Source organism: Bacillus sp. FSL P2-0099 (genome assembly GCF_038007445.1).
Taxonomy (GTDB): domain Bacteria; phylum Bacillota; class Bacilli; order Bacillales; family Bacillaceae_G; genus Bacillus_A; species Bacillus_A mycoides.
In genome coordinates, this window is sequence record NZ_JBBOXE010000001.1 from 3274332 (window position 1) to 3292622 (window position 18291).

Genomic DNA, 18291 nt, shown 5'->3' on the forward strand with positions numbered 1-18291 from the left:
ATTTCACTTATTCTATAATAATAGAGCAAGTGTCTGTATTAAAGCTGTCGTTTGACCAGATAAAGATTTCGATATTTTTTCACGTTGTGAATCAGTCAATTCATCTAAAAGAGGCTTTAACTCTGTTAGTTCTGCTTCTAATCTATGAATATGGTCTGTCACTTCATTCACATGTTTCGAAACGTGTTCATTGATACCGAGCAGCTTCTTCTCCTCGATCTTCTCTTTAATCTCACAAAGCGGCATATGCATTTCTTTGCACTTCTCAATAAATTGTAATGTCTCAAATGCTGTTTCGTCGTAATAGCGATAATTAGATTGAGATCGCTCCGCTTTTAAGATACCTAGATTCGTATAATAATCAATCGTTCGTTTCGACACGTGAGCCATGAGAGCCAACTGTCCGATTCGATACACCTTCCCAACGATCTTCCCCCCTTGTTTATATTACTATTATCATACAATACATAAACTGTACAGTCAAACGTGATGGTTATCATTCACAAATTTCTAAATTTCATCCTTTATTAATAAAAACAATTAATCTATAACTATACAGCTTTTTCCTTTCAACCTTTCTTATTTAACAGCATACCTTACTAATAACGATTGCTTGTATAGGAGGAGATTAATATTAAAAAAACTATCATTTCTCATTTTTATAATGAAGAATACCTACTTCCATGGTGGCTTATGCATCATACAAAAATATTTGATCACGGCATATTAATTAATAGAGGTTCTACTGATCGTTCCGTAGAGATTTGTAAATTATTCGCACCCCACTGGGAAGTGCGAGATTCCAGATTTCTTGAGTTTGATCCAACAAATACTGATATTGAAGTGATGGGAATTGAAAGAGAAATTTCAGGTTGGAAAATCGTTTTAAATACTACTGAATTCTTTTGTTGTAATAATACAGAAGAGTTTTTCTCATCTCTTCATGCACTAGGACAAAATATGTATGCGATTAGAATGATTTTAATGATAGATAGCCATAAGTACAATTATTCAAAGCCAAGATACTCTATCCCATTAGTAGAACAACGATACCACGGCGTCTTCCCTTATAACCCAAAACTCGGATGTGCCTGGAGATTTATTCACAATCATCTAGATGGTGCATATTTACCTGGTAGACATTATTCGCGGCACGGGAATATAGTTTATGACTATCCTTCATTTATTTTAAAATTTTATTTTAGCCCTTGGAATGAACAGTCAAAGGCAAGAAAATTACAAATTACACCTACCCTTTCAAAAATAGGTGTTCAAATGGGACTCCAAACACATTACGGTCAATCTCCTGAAGAACTGGAAACACGTTTTTTAGAGCTTAGTAACGTAACTCAAGACCTCCGTAATAATCCTGAATATCAAGAATTATTTCCAAAGTTTAAACCATAATGTTTTTTGCATGGTCATCACCTCACACCATTTCATCCGCTTAATCAAAAACAATCTCATTTGCATAAAATATGAATACTGTATATATTATAAATTTTTATTTTAGGAGGAAAAAATGAAAGCTGTTATTCTTGCTGGTGGATACGGTACAAGAATTGGGGAAGAAACACATTTAAAACCAAAACCTATGATTGAGATTGGAACAAAACCTATTCTATGGCACATTATGAGTTTGTTTAGCCATTATGGGATCACTGAGTTTATTATTTGCTTAGGCTATAAAGGATATGCAATTAAAGAGTTTTTTCTAAATTACAACTTACACATGTCAGATTTCACAATACATTTAAGCGATAACACAATTACTAGCCATTCTCATCCTATAGAACCATGGAAAGTTACATTAATTGATACTGGTCTAAATACCGAAACAGGTGGACGAGTTAAAAAGATAAAAAATTATGTTGGAGACGAACCTTTCTGTCTCACTTATGGTGATGGATTAAGTAATGTAAATATAAAAGAACTTATTGCATTTCATAAAAAACACGGAAAAATGGCTACTGTTACAGCCGTACAACCTCCTGGTAGATTTGGTTCTCTCGTTTTAGATAAACAATCTGTCACATCCTTTCAAGAAAAACCACTAGGTGATGGTGGATGGGTTAACGGTGGATTTTTTGTTTTAAATCATGATATTTTCAATTACATTAGTGGAGATAAGTCTGTTTTGGAAACCGAAACTTTAGTTCAGTTAGTAAACAAAAATGAACTGGCAGCATTTCAGCATACTGGTTTTTGGCATCCCATGGATACATTGCGCGATAAAAATAAATTAGTCGAGCTATGGGAAAATAATGACGCTCCATGGAAGGTCTGGTAATATGACTTCATCATCTTTTTGGAATAAGAAAAAAGTATTTATTACAGGACATACTGGCTTTAAAGGCTCATGGCTCACCCTTTTTTTAACTTCTTTAGGTGTAGAAGTAATCGGCTACTCTTCTCACCCTCCCTCCACTCCTAACCTTTTTGAACAATGTAACGCAGCAAAAGAGTGCATTACAATTGAAGGAGACATTACAGATTACGATTCTTTATTCCATGCCATAAAACAGCACAAACCTGATATGATATTTCATTTAGCAGCTCAACCAATCGTCACCACTTCATACAAAGATCCTATTGATACATTTAAAACAAACGTCTTAGGCACTGTTCACGTATTAGAAGCAGCAAAGTACGTCGAAAGCGTACGTCTCATTATTAATGTTACGAGTGATAAATGTTATGCGAATGATGGGAGCGGTAATCGAGCATTTGTAGAATCCGACCGTTTAGGGGGCTATGATCCATACAGTGCTAGTAAGGCTTGCGCTGAATTAGTTGCAACATCATATCAAAAATCTTTTTTTCACACGAACACCCTTTCACTCGCCTCAGTAAGAGCAGGCAATGTCATCGGTGGTGGTGATTGGGCAGAAAATCGCTTATTCCCAGATATCATTCGTGCATATTTACAAGACCGTCCTTTAAGTATTCGAAACAAAAATGCTATCCGACCGTGGCAACATGTTTTGGATCCTTTACATGGATATATCCTTTTAGCTGAGAAACTTTGGAAGCATAAAGAGTATGCAGAAGCATGGAATTTCGGACCAATTAACGAGGCTAACAGAACCGTCCATGATGTCATTCAATCTGTAATAAAATTATGGAATAAACCATTAACAATACTTTCTCCCACTATAAATACTCCTTATGAATCACCTATTTTAACACTCGATAGTACAAAAGCAGTAAATAAACTGGACTGGACTCCTAAGCTATCCACAGAAAATGCTATCGCTTGGACCGTTGAATGGTACGAAAAATATGCATCCGGTGAAAATATAGAATCATTCACGCGACAACAAATCAATGCATTCAAAAATTTATAAGGGGGCTATAAAATGGAACAGAAAAAATGCCGTTTTTGCCACTCATTACTAACAAATACTTTTTTAGATTTAGGCGTTTCTCCTCTCGCTAACTCATTTGTAGCTCCAGAACACTCCTATAAAATGGAGCCATTTTATCCGCTACACACGTTTGTTTGTAACTCTTGTTTACTTGTACAATTAGATGAATTTGAATCTCCCCACAATATTTTTCATGATTATTTATACTTTAGCTCTTATTCCTCCAGTTGGCTACTACACGCTAAGCAATATGTAGAAATGGCGATTAAGCGTTTCAACTTAACAAACCATTCGAAAGTGATTGAAATCGCAAGTAACGACGGGTACTTATTACAATACTTTCAAAAAGAAAATATCAAAACGTTAGGAATTGAACCAGCAAAAAATGTAGCAGAAATCGCTATCCAAAAAGGAATTCCTACTGAAGTGAATTTTTTCAGCAATGACTTAGCAAAAAAATTACCACAAGCTGATTTAATCGTCGCAAATAACGTATTAGCACACGTTCCAAACTTGCATGATTTTGTTGCCGGTTTAAAAACATTATTAAAACAAGATGGCACGATAACAATTGAATTCCCGCACTTATTAAACCTCATATCCTTTAAACAGTTTGACACAATCTATCATGAGCACTTCTCTTACTTCTCTCTTATAAGTCTTCAAAAAGTTTTAGCTCATCATCATTTACAAATTGTCGAGGTAGAAGAACTTGCAACGCACGGTGGTTCATTGCGTATTTTTGTAAACCATCACAGTGACTCATCCACTATCCATTCCAGTGTTACAAATATAATCCAAAAAGAAATAGATTACGGGCTAGATACTTTAGATTGCTATCTCCTTTTTTCTAAACGCATAGAACAATTGAAAATAAGTATTTTAAAGTTTTTTATCGAAGCAAAAGCTTTAAACAAACAAATTATCGGTTACGGCGCTCCAGCTAAAGGAAACACCCTTTTAAATTATTGCGGGATAGGAAAAGAATTTCTAAATTATACTGTAGATAAAAACCCTCACAAACAAAGTCTCCTTCTACCAGGAACCCGCATTCCAATACAATCTCCTGAAGAAATAAAACGTACAAAACCTGATTACATTCTCATACTTCCTTGGAATTTGAAAGACGAAATTATGAAAGAATGCTCTTTCATTCGTGAATGGGGCGGCAAATTTTTAGTAACGATTCCAGAAGTTGAGGTAATTGAGCCATGAAAAAAATCCTTGTAACAGGCGGTAGTGGATGGATTGGTAAATATGTTGTAAATTCTCTTATACAAAAGGGCTATGAAGTGCACGCCACTTTCCATACAAATAAGCCTTCTCACCTTTCTTGCGATTGGCATAAAGTAAACTTACTTCGCGATGAAGAAGTAAAAAAACTCATTTACGAAATTAAACCTACTTACCTTTTTCATTTAGCTTGGGAAGCAGTGCCGCCCAAATGCTATGTATCCATCAATAATTATTATTGGCTCCAGTCCAGTATTTCTTTAATCCAACACTTCACAACATGTGGTGGAAAACGAGTAGTTGTAGCAGGTACCGGTGCTGAGTACGAGTGGTTTAACGGTGTATTATTTGAAGATTCACCGCTTCTTTCCTATAAAACACCTTATTCATTATGTAAAAATGCATTGCACTCCTGGTTACAATCGTACGCAAAACAAACCGGCCTCAGCATGTGTTGGGGCCGAATTTTTCATATGTATGGCCCTTACGAACATGGTAATCGACTTGTATCTAACATTATCACTTCATTATTAAAAAACGAGGAAGCACTATGTACACATGGAAATCAATCTCGAGATTTTCTCCATGTGAGTGATGTCGCTGACGCTCTTGTGACCTTATTACAGTGTAACGTTACAGGTACGATAAATATCGCTTCTGGTCACTCTGTACAAATTAAAGAATTAGCTTCTATCATTGCCAAAAAGATAGGAAAAGAAAATTTAATTAAACTAGGTGCTATCCCTTTTCCTAAAGATGAACCTTTATTTGTCGGCGTTAATGTGGAACGTTTAAAAACTGAAGTAAAGTGGCTACCAACTTACGATCTAAACACAGGAATTGAGGAAACTATTTTTTGGTGGGAATCATTTATAAAAAAGCATAACGATATGCATCACTGAAACGCAGATCCTTTGTTCCTCCCGCTAGTTCTCTATACCATGTTTCTAATCTTTCAGGTGTAATAATATGATGCGTCCCCATTCCCGCATGTATACTACCTTGAGAAAGAGTTGGCCCGATTTGTAATTTGCGCCTTTTGATCGCATCATTCCACGGACTAAATCCAAACCATACAATACATGCAAAAGGTGGGTAATTCATAGACTCATGCATAGTTAAATGTCTTCCAGCCGTATAACTTCCATATTCGTGATTGTGAATGAACCTCCCTCTTCTCCACAGCTCCCAATCTTCAGGCAAGTAACCGTGAAATCGCTGTTTCATTAGAGAAATACTATACCTAAGTTTTGGATAATTATAGTTTGGATTTTCTACCATTATAAGGCCTTCTAACCAGTACATCCTCCCTCCTAAGTCTTTTAGTGATTTCCAGAACTGCTCTTTATCTTGTACACAAAGAAACTCAGTCGTATTTAAAATTATTTTCCACCCTTCTACCTCTTGTTCAACCCCCATTACTTCACGATCTGTTGCTAGTGCATCAAATTCTGGATTTTCAGAATCTCGCACTTCCCAATGCGGTGCGAACTTTTTGCAAATTTCCACAGAGCGATCTGTAGAACCTTTATTAATTAAAATACCATGATCAAACAGTTTCGTATGATGCATAAGCCACCACGGTAATAAATACTCTTCATTGTAAAAATGAGAAATAACGGTTGTAGTTATAATAATCTCCTCCTCTTTCTCTATTAATCTACTTTTTCATCCTACTCTTAATATACTTATCAGTTATGTAATTGGTTTCTTTTATTTTTAAAATATGTTTTTCTACCATATACTATGCTTTCTTCGACAACCACCATTTTCTAAAGAATCAACTCCGTACAATTAACATCCCAATAAACTGAAAATTAAGTTATAATATCATTATAAAATTATGAAGGAGGAATGCGCTCATGTACTACAACACTTCATTCGAAAACGATCAACCTGTAGTCCGTCTATAATCTAAGACGGGCATTCATATAACAAGTGCACTATGCCTCGTCTTAGGGAATAAATCATAACCCTAAAAATAGACGGAGGTAATTCAAATGAAACAAACAATTTTAGGAGCTATATGTTTATCTCTAGCAGCAAGTATTTGGGGCGGTATGTACGTCGTTAGTAAATACGTACTCGACTTTATTCCGCCACTTACACTCGTTTGGCTACGTTTTATTATCGCTTTTGTTGTTTTATATGTGATTTTGAAAACAACTGAAAAAAAGCAAAAGAAAAAAGTACCCATCCACAAAAAAGATTGGCTATTATTTGCTTGGATTGGATTCATCGGGTATTTCATTTCAATCACATGTCAATTTATCGGAACGAAATTATCCGATGCTCATACAGGCTCCTTAGTGACATCAGCTACCCCTGCATTTATGGTTATATTTGCAGCGCTCCTTTTAAAAGAGAAACTAACTGCTCGTAGACTTTTATCAACTATAATAGCGACAATCGGTGTCATTATCGTTATCGGATGGGATATTGAAATCGGCTCCTATTTTATCGGTACAATCATTTTAGTTGGAGCCGCTATTACGTGGGCTTTACTATCCATTTATGTAAAAATCGCTTCCGCTCGATTTTCATCTTTAATTATTACAACGCATGCAATATTCTTTTCACTCTTTTTCATTACACCGTGCATGGTATGGGAACTCCAATCAAGTCCTATTGAACATATAAACATGTACGTATTATTAGGCGTACTCTATTTAGGAATCGTCTCAACCGCAGGTGCATTTTTTCTTTGGAATAAAGGGTTAGAATTAATGGATGCTAGCATTGGCTCATTATTTTTCTTCTTTCAACCTATCGTCGGTTCGCTACTTGGCTGGCTCCTGTTAAATGAGACGTTAAACAGTAACTTTTTCATTGGTGGTATCCTTATTATATGCAGTGTTATAATTACTACTTTTGAAAAGCAAAAATAGTATAAAAAAACAGGCAGAGACTTAGTCTCTGCCTGTTCGCATAATTGGGTCTTGATCATGGAATCCTATACAAATTGGTATACTACTTTGTACTCCACTACATGCAATTTACGCAGTCCAATGTGCTGGACGAGACAACACTTTCGGCAATTTCGTATGTTTGTCCCCTCTCGCCGCATTAATTTGAACTTGCGTAAGAAAAACACTATTTGTAAAATCTGTCCCGCGAATGTCTGCATCTCGCAAGTCTGCTCCGATGAGATCCGCTCCCCTTAAATTTGCATCTCGTAAATTAGCCGCAATAAGGTACGCCCCTCTTAAATTTGCTCCTTGTAAATCTTTCTTTTTCAGATTCGCTCCCATAAGGTCTGCTCCGCGGTGACTGATTCGTTTTTTACGTGCAACATTCATTTCCTTCCATACTAATTCACTCGTCTCTAAAAGGAGAATGTTCACTTCTGCACGGTGTAATGGCACATTTACTTCCATTAACTCATCTGGACTTAAATTAGAAAGACGCTCTGTCTCTTCAATTGCTTCCTTCAGCTCTTTATGAATTGTTTGCGTCGACTTTAATAGAATAGCCTCATTCAAATACCACAGCATTTCATGAAGCTGATGCATAACTGGAAAAGCATCATACATTTTTCTCGCATGCTGAGCATCTTTCCGCCAATCAATTCCTTTAAACGTAACTTGAGAAATCTTTTGTCCAGCACCGAAACATTCAAATACTGTACAACCTTTATACCCTTTTCCTCTAAGATCTCTATGTATACTACATTTATAATCTGATTGTAAATTTGTACAAGGTTTACCACCATCTTTATTCACCGCAAAATCTATTGATGCTGCAAACGGTAATGCTACACAACATAATCCAAAACATTTTTCACAATCCGCTTTTAAACTATTGTAATTTACATCCTCTTCTACACGAAAATAGTCGTTATGATTAGTCAAAATATATACCCCCTGTTGTCTGTTGTCTTTTGACTATTTCATAATATTCCAACTGCACTAAATAATCAATTTTAAAACAAATGGACCTATTTCTTTTCAAACAACAACATAATCCGTCTATTTCTTTTCATTTAAAAAGGACACCCACTACAATATTAATTATAATTAAATTAAGAACTTTCAAATAACGAGGAGGATTACGATGGCATTAGAAATGAAAACAAACTGTCAAATTTGCGACCATTCCCTTCAGCCTGATTCTGAAGCATACATATGCGTGTATGAATGTACATTTTGTGCACCATGTACAGAGGAAAGACAAAACGTTTGCCCAAATTGTGGCGGCGAGTTAGTACGTAGACCGAAGAAGAAATAGAAAAAAGCAAAGCGATATCGCTTTGCTTTTTTCTGTTTCTGGGGTATATAGAAATTCTACCAATCACAAATTAAACATTTAAAAACTTAACACAAACAGGCTCTGGTACAACAACATCAGATTGTAACAGTGTTAACTTCCCTGTCGTTTCATTTCTTGAAAATAGCACAAGATTATGTGACTTTTCATTTGTAGCAATAAGAAATTTTCCAGTAGGATCTAACACAAAGTCCCTCGGCCAATTTCCTTCTGTAGATGTATGTGCAACAAATATAAGTTCACCTGAGTTTTGATTTACACTGAAAACAGCGATACTATTATACCCACGATTCGCCGCATATACAAAACGGCCATCAGAAGAAATATGAATAGCACTTCCTTGACTATTTCCATCAAATTCTTTTGGAACTGTAGAAATATACTGCAACTCTGTAAAGGATCCTTCTTCCGGATAATATGTTAACACAATGACTTCCGAACTAAGTTCAGTCATCACATAAGCGTACTTTCCATTTGGATGAAAAGCAATATGTCTCGGACCGCTTCCTGGGTTCACAGACAAGCTATTCACTTCTTTTAATGTACTATCTTTTATTCCATATGTAATTATTTTATCAATCCCTAAATCAACACCTACCACATATTTTTCATCAGGAGTATATCCCGCGTAATGTGCATGTGGTTTTTCTTGTCTTTCTTTATTTGGACCTGAACCTTCATGTGCCATAATAGATGAAGCAGGATTTACAGTTCCATTTTCTTCATCTACTTCAAAAGACTCAATCGTTCCTTTATGGTAATTCGCTGTAACTACCGTTTGATTTCCACTATCCACACTAATATGACAAGGAGAAGCCCCTTCTACTACTTGTCTATTTTGTTCCTCTAGCTCTCCAGTATGACTATTAATCAAATAAGCAGCTACACCACCAGCTTCTCCTTCTTTTACAACAGAATAGAGATATTGATTATTTTTGCTAATCGTTACATATGTAGGGTTATCCAGCTTAGCCGCAAGTGTTACATTACTAACTTTTTGCGCTTCCGTATGTAAAGTAAAAGTATATATTCCTTCACTATTTTCTTTCGTGTAAGTTCCAACATATCCAATAAACTCTTTGTTATCCGTCATTTTCATAACCCTCTCCCTATAGTTTTTGTTCATCACACTTCTTACTAAGCAACCTAAAACTATTATTCATTGAAAGAATATCCTAAAAAATCGGAGTACCTCTTTATACGCTACCATATTTTTCTGCCAAATAGCCTCTAAACCCACTTTTTCTGAAAAGCTGCTATACTTTCATATTCTTCTTCCAAGTGACGGGCCAAACGAATATAGATCGGTGTTAAATCTTTATATTTCTCCACACTTTCCATGTTTGGCTCATGATAAAAATTGGCACCTACCATATTAGAAACTACATGTAATGTATCTACTTCACCTAAGCTATATAAACCGAGGATTGCCGCTCCTAGGCAAGAGCTTTCAAAACTTTCAGGAACGTATACGTCTTGATGAAAAATATCTGCCATCATCTGTCTCCAAAGTTCTGACCTTGCAAAACCACCTGTCGCTTGAATTTTTTTCGGTTCGCCAATTAGTTCTTTTAACGCAAGAAGAACTGTATACAAGTTATAAATGATTCCCTCTAAAACAGCACGTATAAGATGCTCTTTCTTATGATGTAGTCCAAGCCCAAAGAAAGATCCCCGCGCATTTGCATTCCATAAAGGAGCTCTTTCGCCTGCTAAATACGGATGAAATAATAAACCATCAGATCCAGGATTCACTTTTGCCGCTATTTCCGTAAGCACTTCATATGGATCTTTTCCTAAACGCTTCCCATGCTCAACTTCTAACGTACATAATTGGTCGCGAACCCACCTAAAAATCATACCACCATTATTAACCGGTCCACCAATTACCCAAAGGTCCTCAGTTAACGCATAACAAAAAGTCCTACCTTTCGGATCCGTTACAGGATGATTTGTGACAACTCGCACTGCACCGCTCGTACCAATTGTAATAGCAACTACTCCAGGTTCTATTGCATTTACACCTAAATTCGATAGTACCCCATCACTCGCACCGATTATAAAAGGAGTAGTAACAAGTACATTCATCTCTCTTGCAAGTTCTTCATTTATCCCTATTAAACTGTGCGTCGTTGGAACAACTGTAGATAGCTTTTTATCGGTAATTCCTGCGACACGAAGAGCTGCCTCATCCCATTTTAAAAATTTCAAATTGAACATTCCTGTTGCTGATGCAATAGAATAATCAATTACATATTCCTTAAATAACTTATAGAAAACATACTCTTTAATAGAGATGAATTTATAGCTTTTTGCAAACAACTCATCATGTTCATTCTTAAGCCAAACTAATTTCGAAAGTGGTGACATAGGATGGATTGGTGTTCCAGTACGAAGGTAAATTTCATGACCATTCATATCATTCTTTATTTTTTCTGCCCAGCTTGCGCTTCTATTATCTGCCCAAGTGATACATCTCGTTAACGGCTTCCCTGCTTCGTCTACAGCAATGACACTATGCATTGCCGAACTAAAAGAAACACAAAGAATATCAACTGGCTGCACATTACTTGATTGTATAGTTTCTTTAATCGTATGTATGACCGCTTGAAAAATCTCTTCTGGATCTTGTTCTGCTGTTTCTGGTGCGGGAGAATATAAAGGATATTCAATCCCATGACTTGCAATAACTGATCCATCAATCGAAAACAAAACTGATTTTGTACTAGTTGTCCCAATATCTACACCAATCATATATTTCGAGCTCACTATGTAACCCCTTTCAAATTATTCCTATAACAAAAGAGCACCATGATGTATACAAAAAAGACGCTCCCTTATGAGAGCTACGTTTTAATAAACTTCTCTCTCATAAGGAGGTCCTTTTCATAACTATAGTGCTATTTTGAAAAGTGAAATCTTCATTTCATTATAACTTAGGCGCTTTCGCCCAATCCGCAGCAAACTTTTCAATACCTTGATCTGTTAATGGGTGCATAGCAAGTTGTTCAATGACTTTATAAGGAATTGTTGCAATGTGAGCACCTGCCATCGCTACACGAGTGACATGGTCTGGGTGTCTGACAGAAGCCGCAATAATTTGTGTATCTAATTGATGAACATCGAATAATTCAGCAATTTTAGCAACTAATAATACGCCATCTTCAGAAATATCATCTAAGCGTCCTAAAAATGGAGAGACGTACGTTGCACCTGCTCGAGCAGCTAAAAGAGCTTGGTTCACAGTGAAAATAAGTGTAACGTTCGTTTTCACACCTTTTTCAGTAAGGTAGCGGCAAGCTTCTAATCCTGCTAGTGTCATCGGAAGTTTTATCGTGATGTTTTTATCACCACCGTTAATTTTAATTAGTTCTTCTGCTTGAGAGATCATTTCTTCAGCTGCAACAACATCTGGAGTTACTTCTGCCGAAACAGATTCAACGTTAGGTACTGCCTGACAAATTTCTGCAATACGGTCTTCAAACTTAATGCCCTCTTTCGCTACTAAAGAAGGATTCGTTGTAACGCCAGCTAAAACCCCTAGTTTATATGCCTTTTTTATGTCCTCAAGATTTGCAGTATCAATAAAAAACTTCATAATTCATTCCCTCCATTTTTTAAACGCTAACGAGTTATAATTTTAAAATTTTTATTTCTTTTCTACTGCATGTCCGCCAAATTCATTGCGCAGTGCTGCTACAACTTTTCCTGTAAATGTATCATTGTCTAATGAGCGGTAGCGCATTAATAGAGACATTGCGATAACAGGAGTTGCTGTTTGAAGGTCTAATGCTGTTTCTACTGTCCATTTTCCTTCACCAGAAGAATGCATAACGCCCTTAATTTCATCCAGTTTTGCATCTTTAGAAAATGCATTTTCAGTTAATTCCATTAACCATGAACGAATGACTGAACCGTTGTTCCATACTCTTGATACTTTTTCATAATCGTAGTCAAATTCACTCTTCTCTAAAACCTCAAATCCTTCACCAATGGCAGCCATCATTCCGTATTCAATTCCGTTGTGAATCATTTTTAAAAAGTGACCACTACCAGCTTTTCCTGCATATAAGAATCCATTTTCTACAGCTGTATCTCGGAAAATAGGTTCAACGATGTCCCAAGCTTCTTGATCTCCTCCGATCATGTAACAAGCACCATTACGAGCACCTTCCATTCCGCCAGAAGTTCCTGCATCCATAAAGTGAATGCCATCTGTCTTTAGTTGCTCATATCGGCGAATAGACTCTTTATAATGTGAATTCCCAGCTTCAATTAAAATATCTCCTTTTGATAACAGCGGTGTAACCTCATTAATAACAGAATCAACAACAGCGTGCGGAACCATAACCCATAGAATTCTTGGTGATTCTAATGATTGAACAAGTTCGTTTAAACTAGACGTACCTGTAGCCCCATACGCTTTCATTTCTTCCACTGCACTCGTATTTAAATCGAATGCAGCTACTTCATGTTTATGATCAATTAAATTCTTCCCTAAATTTAATCCCATTTTACCTAAACCAATTAATCCTACTCTCATAATACAATTCCTCCTTGAATTACCTTTCATCATAAATACATGTTAATAAAATGATGAATATCTTTTGTCATATTGCTTTACTTATAAGAATGTACTTATTTTTTCAATCCCTCATCTAACCACCATTTAAATTCACTTTCTTGTAATAGAGCATGAGCAGCATCCGGACCATACGAGCCAGACTCATATTCATGAAGAGGTAACAAGTTTTCTTCGAACGCTTCAAGGATTGGCTGCACCCATTCCCATGACAATTCAACATCTCTCCAGTGTGCAAAGAATGTAGAATCTCCACATACAGCATCATAGATAAGCCTTTCGTAGGCTTCAGGTATTCCCACTCCTGTTTGCTCACAAGTAAAATGAATACGGATCGGTTCTAGCTCTCCATTGTTCAATGGATTTTTACTATTTAATTGGAGTGAAACATTTTCATTTGGGCTAATTTCAATGATTAACAAATTAGGCTCTGCATTTGGATTACTATCTTGATATTGCTGTTTTAATGTATTTTTAAACTCAATTACAATACGAGTAGACTTTTCTTTCATTCTTTTTCCTGTTCGTATGTAAAAAGGAACATCAGTCCAAAATGGGTTATCAATCCATAAGCGAGCCGCAACATATGTATCTGTTTGAGAAGAAGGATTTACTCCTGGTTCCTCTCTATACGCTACAACTTGTTGTCCTTTTATCTCCCCTGAAGCATACTGTCCGCGAATGATATGGTTCTGAACGTCTTCTTTTTTCACTTTACGAAGAGTTTCCATTACCTTTCGTTTTTCCTCACGAATTTCACATGCATTTATCTTTTCCGGCAGATTCATAGCAGTCATCATTAATATTTGCAACATATGATTTTGAACCATATCGCGAATGGCTCCTGCATGATCATAATATGCTGCCCTTTCTTCTACCCCAACCGTTTCACTAGCTGTTATTTGTACATTCGCTATATGTTCTTTATTCCAAATCGATTGGAGAACAGGATTTGCAAATTCAAGTGCTTCAATGTTTTGAATCATCGGTTTACCTAAATAATGATCAATACGGTATATTTCGTCTTCTTCAAACGTTCGACTAAGCTTATCATTCAGCTCTCGGGCAGATGTAAGATCATGACCAAACGGTTTCTCAATCATTAGGCGCTTCCATCCATCCGTTCCATCGAGTCCACTTTCCTTAATATTTAAAGCAATGGTCTCAAAGAAGTCAGGAGTAACTGAAAGGTAGAACATTCTATTCCCTTGTATATTTTGTTCTTCTTCCCTTTCACGAACTACTTGTAATAACCTTTTATAATCTTCTGGCTTATTCACATCTAACGGACAATAACGAAAATACTCTAAAAAATCTTCTATTTTCGGAGTACCTTCATCTTTGCGACGAGAAAAAGTGTCTATGGATTCTTTTACTCTTTTTTGAAAATCTAAATGAGATACTTCACGTCTTCCAAGCCCAATAACGGATATTGGCTTTGGAATCTTTTGATCTCTATATAAGTTATATAGCGCGGGGTAAATTTTTCTTTTAGCTAAATCTCCTGTTGCTCCAAATAAAACAAAGGTCATTGATTCCAATTTCAGTCCCCCTCGTGATGTATAGTCATTGTCACCTTAGTAAAAATGCATTGTCCAGAAGCTACTATTATTGTTGATCCAATCTTACTTCTTAACTTCTAATTTTTTATATTTGTCGCTTTCTAATTGTCCCCAATATTAATAGTGGCAATTCAAAGCATTTTCCCCAAATCCTACTTACTCATTATAACTTACATAAAATAACTTAATTATTAAAAGTAATTAAGTTATTTTATGTCTATCATATTAACTACATAGATTATTATCGTCAAGAAAAGTGTCTCGAATTAAAGATTTTAATTCCGTAACATCTTATTAGAAATATGTTCATGAACTGAATAATAAAAAGGCAAGACCGAACATATTCTTGTTCGATTTTGCCTTTTTACTATTGTTTCAAATGATTTTTAACTGCCCTTATAACTAATTCATGATCCTCTTCTGGTGGTAATCCTGAAACTGTTATCATTCCAATAACTCCTACATCTTTTATTTGGACAGGAACACAGCCACCAAACGCAGCATAATCCGACCTATCTAAAAGATACTTTTCATTATATGGAACGCCCGTTATTTCACTTTGTATCTGCATATAATACGAGCTATGATTATGCAAAGAAACAACTCGTTTTTTACGCTCAATCCATTGCGTATTTTCCGCAGTTGTCCCTGTCATCTTGAAATGAAATAGTTGCACACCATTTTTCGCTATATCAACAGCAATCAATTTCCCTTCTTGCCTCGCCGTTTCAACGATAAATAAACCTATTTGCAGTGCATCTTCATTTGTAAAAGAGGAAAATTGAAGTGTTTCCTCCTCTATTAAAATTTGCTTACTTATTTCATTCAAATTTGAAGCGCTCATATGTTTATCCCCCTTACTCACTTTATGCCACATTGATATTTTTGAATTTCTGTGACTCTATCGTACAGCCTTTCCATATAACTAATACCGTAAAGCGTATTCTTTTCTTCTTGGTGCTATTATGAATTATATTTAACGCCTTAAAAAAGTATGTCCTTTCGTACTAAACATCTCGTATAGAAGTTTTCTTCCGGATATTTCTTACAAGCATAAAAAAACCAGTTACTTAGGCAACTGGTTCGCTAACAATTTCATATGGGATATCCATTCAACCAAACTAATGCTTGTTCATAATCATCAAAAAATTTCACAGATTCTTTTGTATTGGACTGTTGTAAATAATTCAGTATCTCCCCTTCTTCAAGGAGAAAAGCAATTGCCTTACTGTGATTCAAAATCGTTTCATTGAAAAACTTATCTTTCCATGCTTTTTGAACAGAAAAATGATCTGGCGTGTACCCTTTTCTATCTACCAGCAATTTGTATTTCCGACCCTCGGAAATGAATTGCTGACAAACCTGCTCGAAGCCATTAAACCATTCATAAACATCATCTGTTTTAATCTTGCCAATAAGATGGGTAACAATTATATCTCCTGAAACTGTTGTGCTTATATTCAGCTTACTCAACTTGGAATCATCTCCCTTAGTTACAATTATGCGGAAATATCTCATAAAATCAATAAGATAAAATTGTTACGCATTAAAAAAGGACAAACTCTCCAAACGGAGAAGTCTGTCCCAAAATCGTTCTATTTTATTTTGCATTAGAACTAACAATCGTGAATTAGAATAATGATTTAATACTTGCTAAAACAGTAAGTACACCTACAATAATAACAAATACGTTACTCATTTTCCCTTTGTATTTAGCTAGTACTGGTACTTTATTGATTGCATACATCGGTAATAGACATAAGATAGCAGCAACTAATGGACCGCTTAGAGAATCAATAAGTCCAAGAATACTTGGATTTGTATAAGCAACAAACCAGCATGACAATACAACAAAAGTAAGGACGATTGTCTTAATTGTTTTTTCTTCAATAACTTTCCCACGTGATTTACCGAACTTAATAATCATGTCACGCATTACTTCAAATGCTCCGATATAATGGCCAAGGAAAGATTTTGTAATAGCCACAAAAGCAATGATTGGAGCTGCAATCGTGATTACAGGTGAATTAAGCTCATTAGCAAGATATGAAAGGATTGATAAGTTTTGCTCTTTTGCCATTTTTAAATCCTCTGGAGTCAAGCTTAATGTACTACTCCAAACGAAGAACATAACTACAGCGAATGTCATGATATAACAAACTTTTTGTATTTGCGCACATTTAGCATCAGTAGCTTCTATTCCATACGTAGCTCTCTGTTTTACAACAAATGATGAAATCATAGGTGAATGATTAAATGAGAATACGATGATCGGTAGAATCAACAGTATCGTTCCAAAATATCCTGTTCCTGTTGAAGCAGTAGAAACAGCTGAAAAGCTAAGCATTGACGTATTCCACTGTGGAATTAAAGATATTGCGATAAAAAGTAGAGAAGCTATGAAAGGATACACTAGCATACTCATGATCTTTACAGTAATATCTTGACCAAAATTCAGTATAGCGATAAGACCAAGAACTAATACAAGTGATAAAATAGCCCTTGGAGGCTCTGGCATGTGCAATTGATGCACGATAAAACTACTTGCAGTATTTGTAAGCGCAACCGAATACATTAGCACGATTGTATAAATTGAACCGAAATATACGATGTTAAAAATGATACTTGCTTTATTTCCGAAATACTCTCTAATTGTACCTGTGATCCCCTCATCAGCAGAATTAGAAGCGTATATCATTTTAGCAAGTGCCCTATGTGAGTAATACATAACTGGATATGCAAGCAATGTAATTAGTAGTAATGATAATAAACCACCTGAACCTGCATTAATCGGTAAAAAGAGCACCCCTGCTCCAATTGCAGTTCCAAATAGGCTCAATGCCCATGTAGTATCCTGCTTATGCCACTTTTTCGGATCTGCATATTGCTCATTTTCTAGTGCGATATTTTCAGCTTGAATTTCTATTTTCTTTGCAGTATTCCCGTTCATATAATAACTCCCCCTTGTATCCTATTCTTGCGTATCTCTTTATAGCTAACGAACATTCCCTTTTTTCGGAAAATAAATTCCATACAAGTTGCCCCACATTGTATGTCCTTCATCATAATGAATCCAAATTGAAACATTCGCTAGTTAGCGTCCTAACATAAATGTTAGCGTTCACAAAAAAGTTTACTCGTACTATCCGCTCTTTATATAAAGACCGCTTAAGAGAACAATATTGAATAGACTTCATAAATACGTTGCAACATTTCTAATAACAGTGTGTTACTTTAATGGTTTCTCTTACTTACTTGTAACAGTAATTTTAGATAAACC

At 35.7% G+C, this 18291-nt stretch carries 18 protein-coding genes; 7 read left to right on the forward strand and 11 right to left on the reverse strand.

The features are described from left to right. Positions 1–12 precede the first annotated feature (12 nt). Positions 13–417, reverse strand: a complete 405-nt coding sequence (locus MKY90_RS16850) for a MerR family transcriptional regulator (RefSeq protein WP_078178706.1) — start codon at positions 415–417, stop codon at positions 13–15. A 216-nt stretch (positions 418–633) separates the two neighbouring features. On the opposite strand from MKY90_RS16850, the gene MKY90_RS16855 reads away from it, so the two are divergent. The 5 genes from MKY90_RS16855 to MKY90_RS16875 all read left to right on the forward strand — a co-directional run bounded on the left by MKY90_RS16855 (position 634) and on the right by MKY90_RS16875 (position 5503). Beyond that, complete coding sequence (locus tag MKY90_RS16855) at positions 634–1407, forward strand: glycosyltransferase family 2 protein (RefSeq protein WP_078176817.1); 774 nt, start codon at positions 634–636, stop codon at positions 1405–1407. Positions 1408–1522: 115 nt separating this feature from the next. Further along, on the forward strand, positions 1523–2290 hold the full coding sequence (rfbF, locus tag MKY90_RS16860; protein ID WP_002014025.1) for a glucose-1-phosphate cytidylyltransferase: 768 nt from the start codon (positions 1523–1525) through the stop codon (positions 2288–2290). 1 nt (position 2291) lies between these two features. Continuing rightward, complete coding sequence (rfbG, locus tag MKY90_RS16865) at positions 2292–3347, forward strand: CDP-glucose 4,6-dehydratase (protein WP_078422312.1); 1056 nt, start codon at positions 2292–2294, stop codon at positions 3345–3347. 12 nt (positions 3348–3359) lie between these two features. Next, a complete protein-coding gene (locus MKY90_RS16870) occupies positions 3360–4583 on the forward strand; it encodes a class I SAM-dependent methyltransferase (protein WP_215599463.1) in 1224 nt (407 codons plus the stop codon). Continuing rightward, positions 4580–5503 (forward strand): NAD-dependent epimerase/dehydratase family protein, encoded by a 924-nt coding sequence (locus tag MKY90_RS16875; protein ID WP_215599462.1) that lies wholly within the window; start codon positions 4580–4582, stop codon positions 5501–5503. Before MKY90_RS16870 ends, MKY90_RS16875 begins: the two co-directional genes overlap by 4 nt. Here the strand turns inward: MKY90_RS16875 and MKY90_RS16880 are convergent. Then, positions 5472–6233 carry a glycosyltransferase family 2 protein gene (locus tag MKY90_RS16880; RefSeq protein ID WP_341093273.1) on the reverse strand — a complete coding sequence of 254 codons (762 nt, stop codon included), beginning with the start codon at positions 6231–6233 and terminating at the stop codon, positions 5472–5474. The genes MKY90_RS16875 and MKY90_RS16880 overlap by 32 nt on opposite strands. Positions 6234–6601: 368 nt before the next feature. Here MKY90_RS16880 and MKY90_RS16885 point away from each other — a divergent pair, with 368 nt between their 5' ends. After that, positions 6602–7489, forward strand: coding sequence for a DMT family transporter (locus tag MKY90_RS16885; RefSeq protein ID WP_098167801.1), 888 nt, complete (start codon positions 6602–6604; stop codon positions 7487–7489). A gap of 108 nt (positions 7490–7597) precedes the next feature. On the opposite strand, the gene MKY90_RS16890 is transcribed toward MKY90_RS16885, so the two are convergent. Then, positions 7598–8452, reverse strand: a complete 855-nt coding sequence (locus MKY90_RS16890; RefSeq protein WP_002128319.1) for a pentapeptide repeat-containing protein — start codon at positions 8450–8452, stop codon at positions 7598–7600. A 202-nt stretch (positions 8453–8654) separates the two neighbouring features. Here MKY90_RS16890 and MKY90_RS16895 point away from each other — a divergent pair, with 202 nt between their 5' ends. After that, a complete protein-coding gene (locus tag MKY90_RS16895; protein ID WP_001162783.1) occupies positions 8655–8828 on the forward strand; it encodes a DUF1272 domain-containing protein in 174 nt (57 codons plus the stop codon). A 70-nt stretch (positions 8829–8898) separates the two neighbouring features. Here MKY90_RS16895 and MKY90_RS16900 read toward each other — a convergent pair whose 3' ends face one another. The 8 genes from MKY90_RS16900 to MKY90_RS16935 form a co-directional block, all read right to left on the reverse strand. Beyond that, a complete protein-coding gene (locus tag MKY90_RS16900) occupies positions 8899–9960 on the reverse strand; it encodes a lactonase family protein (RefSeq protein ID WP_063226242.1) in 1062 nt (353 codons plus the stop codon). Positions 9961–10097: 137 nt separating this feature from the next. Further along, the gene (gene gntK / locus MKY90_RS16905; protein ID WP_033708043.1) at positions 10098–11639 is read right to left on the reverse strand and encodes a gluconokinase; all 1542 of its coding nucleotides are present in this window, start codon (positions 11637–11639) and stop codon (positions 10098–10100) included. Between the two features lie 157 nt (positions 11640–11796). Continuing rightward, positions 11797–12465: a fructose-6-phosphate aldolase gene (gene fsa, locus MKY90_RS16910; RefSeq protein WP_000667685.1), complete on the reverse strand. Its 669-nt coding sequence runs from the start codon at positions 12463–12465 to the stop codon at positions 11797–11799. Between the two features lie 51 nt (positions 12466–12516). Further along, positions 12517–13410, reverse strand: coding sequence for a phosphogluconate dehydrogenase (NAD(+)-dependent, decarboxylating) (gene gnd, locus MKY90_RS16915; protein WP_002014034.1), 894 nt, complete (start codon positions 13408–13410; stop codon positions 12517–12519). A gap of 95 nt (positions 13411–13505) precedes the next feature. Beyond that, on the reverse strand, positions 13506–14990 hold the full coding sequence (gene zwf, locus MKY90_RS16920; RefSeq protein ID WP_341092009.1) for a glucose-6-phosphate dehydrogenase: 1485 nt from the start codon (positions 14988–14990) through the stop codon (positions 13506–13508). 388 nt (positions 14991–15378) lie between these two features. Then, a complete protein-coding gene (locus MKY90_RS16925) occupies positions 15379–15855 on the reverse strand; it encodes a heme-degrading domain-containing protein (protein ID WP_001276579.1) in 477 nt (158 codons plus the stop codon). Between the two features lie 251 nt (positions 15856–16106). Beyond that, positions 16107–16529: a SpoIIAA family protein gene (locus tag MKY90_RS16930; protein WP_078178710.1), complete on the reverse strand. Its 423-nt coding sequence runs from the start codon at positions 16527–16529 to the stop codon at positions 16107–16109. Between the two features lie 112 nt (positions 16530–16641). Beyond that, positions 16642–17961 carry an aromatic amino acid transport family protein gene (locus MKY90_RS16935; protein WP_098167800.1) on the reverse strand — a complete coding sequence of 440 codons (1320 nt, stop codon included), beginning with the start codon at positions 17959–17961 and terminating at the stop codon, positions 16642–16644. Positions 17962–18291: the final 330 nt, after the last annotated feature.

Excerpts from the sequence above, each read along its gene's own strand:
- rfbF (WP_002014025.1), top strand. The coding sequence starts at position 1,523 with ATGAAAGCTGTTATTCTTGCTGGTGGATACGGTACAAGAATTGGGGAA.
- rfbG (WP_078422312.1), top strand. The coding sequence starts at position 2,292 with ATGACTTCATCATCTTTTTGGAATAAGAAAAAAGTATTTATTACAGGA.
- MKY90_RS16870 (WP_215599463.1), top strand. The coding sequence starts at position 3,360 with ATGGAACAGAAAAAATGCCGTTTTTGCCACTCATTACTAACAAATACT.
- MKY90_RS16875 (WP_215599462.1), top strand. The coding sequence starts at position 4,580 with ATGAAAAAAATCCTTGTAACAGGCGGTAGTGGATGGATTGGTAAATAT.
- MKY90_RS16885 (WP_098167801.1), top strand. The coding sequence starts at position 6,602 with ATGAAACAAACAATTTTAGGAGCTATATGTTTATCTCTAGCAGCAAGT.
- MKY90_RS16895 (WP_001162783.1), top strand. The coding sequence starts at position 8,655 with ATGGCATTAGAAATGAAAACAAACTGTCAAATTTGCGACCATTCCCTT.
- MKY90_RS16900 (WP_063226242.1), bottom strand. The coding sequence starts at position 9,960 with ATGACGGATAACAAAGAGTTTATTGGATATGTTGGAACTTACACGAAA.
- fsa (WP_000667685.1), bottom strand. The coding sequence starts at position 12,465 with ATGAAGTTTTTTATTGATACTGCAAATCTTGAGGACATAAAAAAGGCA.
- gnd (WP_002014034.1), bottom strand. The coding sequence starts at position 13,410 with ATGAGAGTAGGATTAATTGGTTTAGGTAAAATGGGATTAAATTTAGGG.
- MKY90_RS16925 (WP_001276579.1), bottom strand. The coding sequence starts at position 15,855 with ATGAGCGCTTCAAATTTGAATGAAATAAGTAAGCAAATTTTAATAGAG.
- MKY90_RS16930 (WP_078178710.1), bottom strand. The coding sequence starts at position 16,529 with ATGAGATATTTCCGCATAATTGTAACTAAGGGAGATGATTCCAAGTTG.
- MKY90_RS16935 (WP_098167800.1), bottom strand. The coding sequence starts at position 17,961 with ATGAACGGGAATACTGCAAAGAAAATAGAAATTCAAGCTGAAAATATC.